Origin of the sequence: Flavobacterium sp. AJR (assembly GCF_002156885.1) — a bacterium.
Lineage (GTDB): Bacteria > Bacteroidota > Bacteroidia > Flavobacteriales > Flavobacteriaceae > Flavobacterium.
Genome location: NZ_NCWQ01000150.1, coordinates 1 through 5,156 on the forward strand (window position 1 = coordinate 1; position 5,156 = coordinate 5,156).

General features: G+C 30.1%; 8 protein-coding genes. All 8 read right to left on the minus strand.

The genetic code is table 11. The annotated features are described in order from the left end of the window. Window positions 1–309 (minus strand): GxxExxY protein (locus B8T70_RS22850; RefSeq protein ID WP_086896353.1); only part of this gene is annotated, 309 nt, incomplete at its 3' end. Window positions 310–499: 190 nt separating this feature from the next. Beyond that, a complete protein-coding gene (locus B8T70_RS22855; RefSeq protein WP_086896354.1) occupies window positions 500–949 on the minus strand; it encodes a nuclear transport factor 2 family protein in 450 nt (149 codons plus the stop codon). Window positions 950–1,053: 104 nt separating this feature from the next. Next, entirely contained in the window at window positions 1,054–1,491 is a 438-nt protein-coding gene (locus tag B8T70_RS22860; protein ID WP_039112961.1) for a thioesterase family protein, read from the minus strand. 255 nt (window positions 1,492–1,746) lie between these two features. Beyond that, window positions 1,747–2,349, minus strand: a complete 603-nt coding sequence (locus B8T70_RS22865) for a hypothetical protein (RefSeq protein ID WP_086896355.1) — start codon at window positions 2,347–2,349, stop codon at window positions 1,747–1,749. A 151-nt stretch (window positions 2,350–2,500) separates the two neighbouring features. Then, complete coding sequence (locus B8T70_RS22870) at window positions 2,501–3,307, minus strand: hypothetical protein (RefSeq protein WP_086896356.1); 807 nt, start codon at window positions 3,305–3,307, stop codon at window positions 2,501–2,503. Between the two features lie 56 nt (window positions 3,308–3,363). Next, entirely contained in the window at window positions 3,364–4,077 is a 714-nt protein-coding gene (locus B8T70_RS22875; protein ID WP_086896357.1) for a hypothetical protein, read from the minus strand. Window positions 4,078–4,099: 22 nt separating this feature from the next. Beyond that, window positions 4,100–4,510, minus strand: a complete 411-nt coding sequence (locus B8T70_RS22880; protein ID WP_123912159.1) for a DUF5958 family protein — start codon at window positions 4,508–4,510, stop codon at window positions 4,100–4,102. Between the two features lie 24 nt (window positions 4,511–4,534). Next, the coding region (locus tag B8T70_RS24025) for a hypothetical protein (protein ID WP_086896359.1) at window positions 4,535–5,156 on the minus strand (622 nt) is incomplete at its 5' end.

Here is a 5,156-nt window from a genome sequence, read left to right on the forward strand (position 1 = left end):
CTCGCAGTTTGTGCCTCTTAAATAATTTAGAACTTGATTTTCAAAATCTTTTACTAAACAATCAGCAGCTTTTAGTTCTAATATAATTAAATCTTCTACAATTAAGTCAGCATAATATTCTCCAACTTCTATTCCTTTGTAATAAACACTAATTTTCTTCTGAGCTTCAACTTTAAATCCTTTGTTTTTTAATTCTAAATACAAAGAATTTTGATAAACTTTCTCCAAAAAGCCATGTCCCAATTCATTATAAACTTCATAAAAAGTTTTAATTATTGAATCTGTTAACTGTTGATGCAGTAATTTCATGTTTTAATAAATTTGCTATTATTTGAATGAAATATAGTATAAATTTATTAATTGTAAGATTTAAAAATGAAATTTTTAAAAAGAGATTATGTAAGTTTTATATAACAATCATATTCATATAAAATCTGTTTTTATCCGCGTTTTTGCTTTAGCAAATCCGCATCATCCGCGTTACTTTTTTAGACAATCTTTATTCTTGTTCTTCGAAGTTGTCGTAGTACGTGAAATCCTTGGTTATTAATCCGTTTTCGATGGTAAAGATGGTACAAATTGGTAATTCGAAAGTCGAATCATCTTCAGCTGTTCCGCTAGAAACAAATTCTATGATTACGTGTTTTTCTCCTGATGGATATACTTGTATCACTTTATCTTTTAAGTCTGGAAAAATCTGGTTTAACTCGCTGTATTTTTTTTCTATCTCGGCACGAGTTTGTTTTACAATTCCAGGTCCTAAAGACGGGTCTTTAAACTCGGCGGTTGGAATATACATTTCGGACATTTTTTTCCAATCGTGATTGTTAAAATGGGTAAAATACTGTTTGACTAATTCGGTGTTTTTAGAATCCATATTTTGTGGGTTTTGGTTGTTACATGATATTAATGATACAATTGTTATTAGAACTATGATTACTTTTTTCATAATTATGTTTTTTTAAATTGTTATTATTTTACAAAGAACCTTATAATAATTCCACACAAAATATGGACTTACCTATGCGTATTGATGAGGTATTATTAGGGAGTTTAAAGCCCTACAAAGTCTTCACTTTTCGGGAAGATGCTCAATGCTTCTATTGCGATTGATGGAGTAGGAGAAGCTAGTTTCCTTAGTTTGGTGTCCATCCATGCACCATCGACAGTAATGGTTGCACAAAGTTTCCCTTCTTCATTGATAAATTCATGTATAATTGACCAGCGTGATCCATCAGGTTTCATCTTTGATGTTTTGGTATGAATGAATATTTTATCCGAAAGTTTTATTTCTTTTCTAAAAATACATTCTTCTCTAAAAAGCACAGGACCAAAGCTTTGTTGTTGCATTACTTTTAAAGTCAAGCCTAATTGTTCTAAAATTTCGATACGGTGTTGTGCTCCAAAATCATAATAAGCACTATGGCGTAAGTGAAAATTAGGGTCTAGATCAGACCAACGGAAAGACAATTCTTTGCTAAATGAAACCATTTTAATTCTATTTTATAGTTATTTTCGATGTATTGCTAATAATCAATCGATTATTTGAAGAAATACAATTTTTTTGAGAATCGAAAATACGAATAAAAATTGAATAGCTATTGCTATGGTAGTTAAAGTATAATTAATGGAAAATGATTTTATGATATTATTTTTATAGCTGTTTATTGCCAATACTAAACAGTTTTTTTATCACAAATTGTATGAATTTCTACGAATTAATTTTATTAATGTAGTATTCTGTTTTTAATAAAATTCGGTAGTAAATGGTTTGAAATCCTGTAATTTTGGCAATGGTCGTATTAGGATTTTCTTTTGGCTTTTGGTAGGTTTTTCATTGCTATCATCGTAATGCTCGCTTGTGCTTACTCGTATTCCGGTTGATAAATTAAAATCGACCATTCCCATTGTTCCTTGTCCATCTGAATATACTTCTGAAAAACCGATTAACTCGAAATTAGTATTCTGATAGCGAAATTTATGTTCGAAATTGCCTCTTGTCAGCTCGTTTTTAATAGTTAAGATTCCTTTTTCGATAGTGATATCATAAAAAGAATTCCCATTGTAATATCCGTTTTTGCCTTCTGGATATTGTGGGTCAATGGCTTTTATTGTTGAAACTATTAACTTAAAAGTACCGTTGGGTTGAGCAAAGAATATGCTTAGTTTATAAGGAGCTTTTGGGTTTATGGTATCTTGAGTTACAACAACTAAATCGGCTAGATTGTCTTTGTTCAAATCTCCTTTTACTTTTTTTATTTGAACAACAAAGTTATCTTTTTGACTCCTTTTTTGAGCTATCAATGATGATGAAATGAAAATAAAAAGAAGTAATACTATTTTGTTCATAGTGTTTTTGTAGAATGGTTTTATTGTAATAACCTGTTGGTTGAGATTAGTTTAAACAAATAGAAACATAAATATTTATCTATGTTTCTATTTGTAGATGTCATTTTTGCGATTTATACTCAACGGTTTGTAGTAAAAATATTCTATATTATTATGGTTCGTCACACTCTGAAGTTACTTTTATAAACAGTTTGGCAAATTCTTTTGCCATAGTACCATCATCATTTATCTTGAATGCTGCGGCATTAGCGCAATTCCACCAGCCATAGGTCATTAATTCTATTTTAGCATTTAAAACTCTGTCTTTAGAATTGTATTTCTCCAGATGTCTTTTCATAAAATCTTCTGGACTACCATTATTCTTTTTTTGCTTTTCAGCCAAATTATTCCAGGTTTTCAGCATTAAAATGGAATCATTAGAAGTTAATGCTTTTGTATATTCTGTACAATTTTTAGAGAATCGGTTGTTAAGTAAGACTGAAGGATTGGAATAGGCCTCGATAGCTATTTTTGTTAGTTCGTATGTGTCCTTTAATTCATGTAACTTCTCCGCTTTTATTTTTTCCCAATACGGTGATGAAATCATTTTTTTGTTATAAAAAGCTTTTTTCTCATTGTATTCTGCGGTTAAATCAGAAAGGCTTAGTTTATCGATTTCGGCTTGAGAACTCGGGGTTGAATTGGTACTTAAACTGCCGCCTGAATTAGAAAACCATAAATCGTAGGTGTTCTTTAATTCTTCTTCGGTGTATTTTTCTGAGTCATATGTTCCTGTATTGGCACATAGTTCGGTATCCCATTTAAAAACGGCAGTTTTACCGCTAGTGGTACTGTTTTCTGTAGTAGAGGTTGTGGTTTCTTGTTCTGTTTCTTCTGTTTCTTCTGTTTGTTTTTTTTGCTTATCGGAGCAAGATAATAAGAGTATTGAACTTAAAAATACTAATAGGGTTTGTTTCATTGGGTAATAATTAAATATAAAACTTGGCTTTTAATAATTCGAATTTAATACTATTTTTAATATCCTTTATCATTATAGATATTGAATTTTTCAAACGAAATTTCTCCAAAGTCTTTTACTGTTTTTAGTTTCTCATAATCAACAACTAAGGCTTCGGCATTTTTATCGTTACCGTCATTAAGTTTGTAGTTTATATAATGGTCTTTGTACAGAAACCAATTGTTTTTGACTTTATTATATTTAAAAGTAGTAACATTTTCCCAATGATGACCTCCTGAAACGCCATGTTCTATAGAGAAATAACCATTTTTTATTGTTATTCCTGTAAATGGATCTCCAAAAAGTCCGCCACAATCTATGCAATACACGGCATTATCATTTTGATACGCTAGTTTGTAAGTACCGTCTTTTTGACCTAACAAGATAAGTAATGGTCTTTTGTCGGGTTTGTTTTCGGCATAGTTAGAGGTTGATGCTTCGCTGGTTTTGCGTAGAACTAAAATAGCATCGGTATATGGGTCAAGATTAAGATTTCCTGATTCGATGCTTATAACACTATATTCTTTTGGCACAAAAGCTTTTAAATCTTGATCTAAACTATCAATGGAGTCATTAAATGTTTGATGCTTTTCTATCGAATCAGATTTAATTTCTTCTTTTTGAATAGAGTCAGTGTTATTCTCTAACTTATCGATTGTTTTTTCTTTTGTGGCGTGATTGCAAGAGAAAAGTAATATTGATGCTAGTAGGAGGTATGCGGTATTTTTCATTGTTTTATCAATTTCTATAATTCTAAGAAAAGTTTAAGAGGTTGTCTAAATTATGCCAGTCATGATAACAGTTATTTTTGCAATATGTATTTCTTCTTTCGGTATCTGCGATTTTAAATACCGAAATTAATGTAATAAAAGTTTTTTTTATTTCATAATCTGGAAGTAATTCAATCTTATCCAAAGCAACTTTTAGGTTTTTATAAGTTTTTAAAAGTACAATAGCAGTTGCCGTTGGTTTTAAAGGTATTAATTGAATTGCTTTATTGAATGTTTCTTCGGTAGGATGAGATTGTATTAAACATTGACCTGTCCATCTAATAATTTTTTTTTGAGTTTGAATTTCAAGATTGCCAAACCAATCCAAAATTTGCTCAAGATTGATTTTTTCTTGAGCAAACTTATTTATCATTACGTCTCTTACTGTAAGCAATTTTATTATTTTAAGAATATTGTTTTATTTTTTCTTGATTTCTTGGGCTATTTTAAGAATATCCCACCATTTTTTCTCAGAACTTGGTTTTGGATTGTCTAAAATAGTTTCTCCGTTAAAGTCTAAAATGTATTCATTTGATTCGAAGTCGAATAAATGAATTTGATTATTTTCTATACTAAATTCTGTTTTTCCTTCTTGATTTACCCAGATATTTCTCCCTCCAAAACTCCATATTATTTCTCCACTCTTGCTTATTCTTTTGATGTCGAGTTCTCCGTGGATAATAAAATCATCTTCGACTTTATGAATTGAAAAATTGGTTATAAAATCTATTTCTTTGCGCCATATTAAATCTAATGTTGGAATTTCAAGACAATATACTTTGTTGCAAACGCAAATCCAGATTTTGTCTTCTTCGATTACAAATGATTTTTCGGTTATTGCTGTTGCTCCACCGCTTTCGCAAATTATGGCACTTGCAATTTCATTATCGGATTCTTTAATAATAATTCCGCATTTACTTGTTGGGTAAAACCGATCTTCATTATTTTTTCCAGGAAAGAAAACTGTATCGTAAACTTTTAAATTATCAGCCGAGTTTATCGTGTAATTGCTGTCGTTTATGACTTCGATTTGATAATTT

What these genes read in the sequence shown, in the direction of transcription:
- B8T70_RS22855 (WP_086896354.1), bottom strand. Translation starts at nt 949, where the DNA reads ATGAAAAAAGTAATCATAGTTCTAATAACAATTGTATCATTAATATCA.
- B8T70_RS22860 (WP_039112961.1), bottom strand. Translation starts at nt 1,491, where the DNA reads ATGGTTTCATTTAGCAAAGAATTGTCTTTCCGTTGGTCTGATCTAGAC.
- B8T70_RS22865 (WP_086896355.1), bottom strand. Translation starts at nt 2,349, where the DNA reads ATGAACAAAATAGTATTACTTCTTTTTATTTTCATTTCATCATCATTG.
- B8T70_RS22870 (WP_086896356.1), bottom strand. Translation starts at nt 3,307, where the DNA reads ATGAAACAAACCCTATTAGTATTTTTAAGTTCAATACTCTTATTATCT.
- B8T70_RS22875 (WP_086896357.1), bottom strand. Translation starts at nt 4,077, where the DNA reads ATGAAAAATACCGCATACCTCCTACTAGCATCAATATTACTTTTCTCT.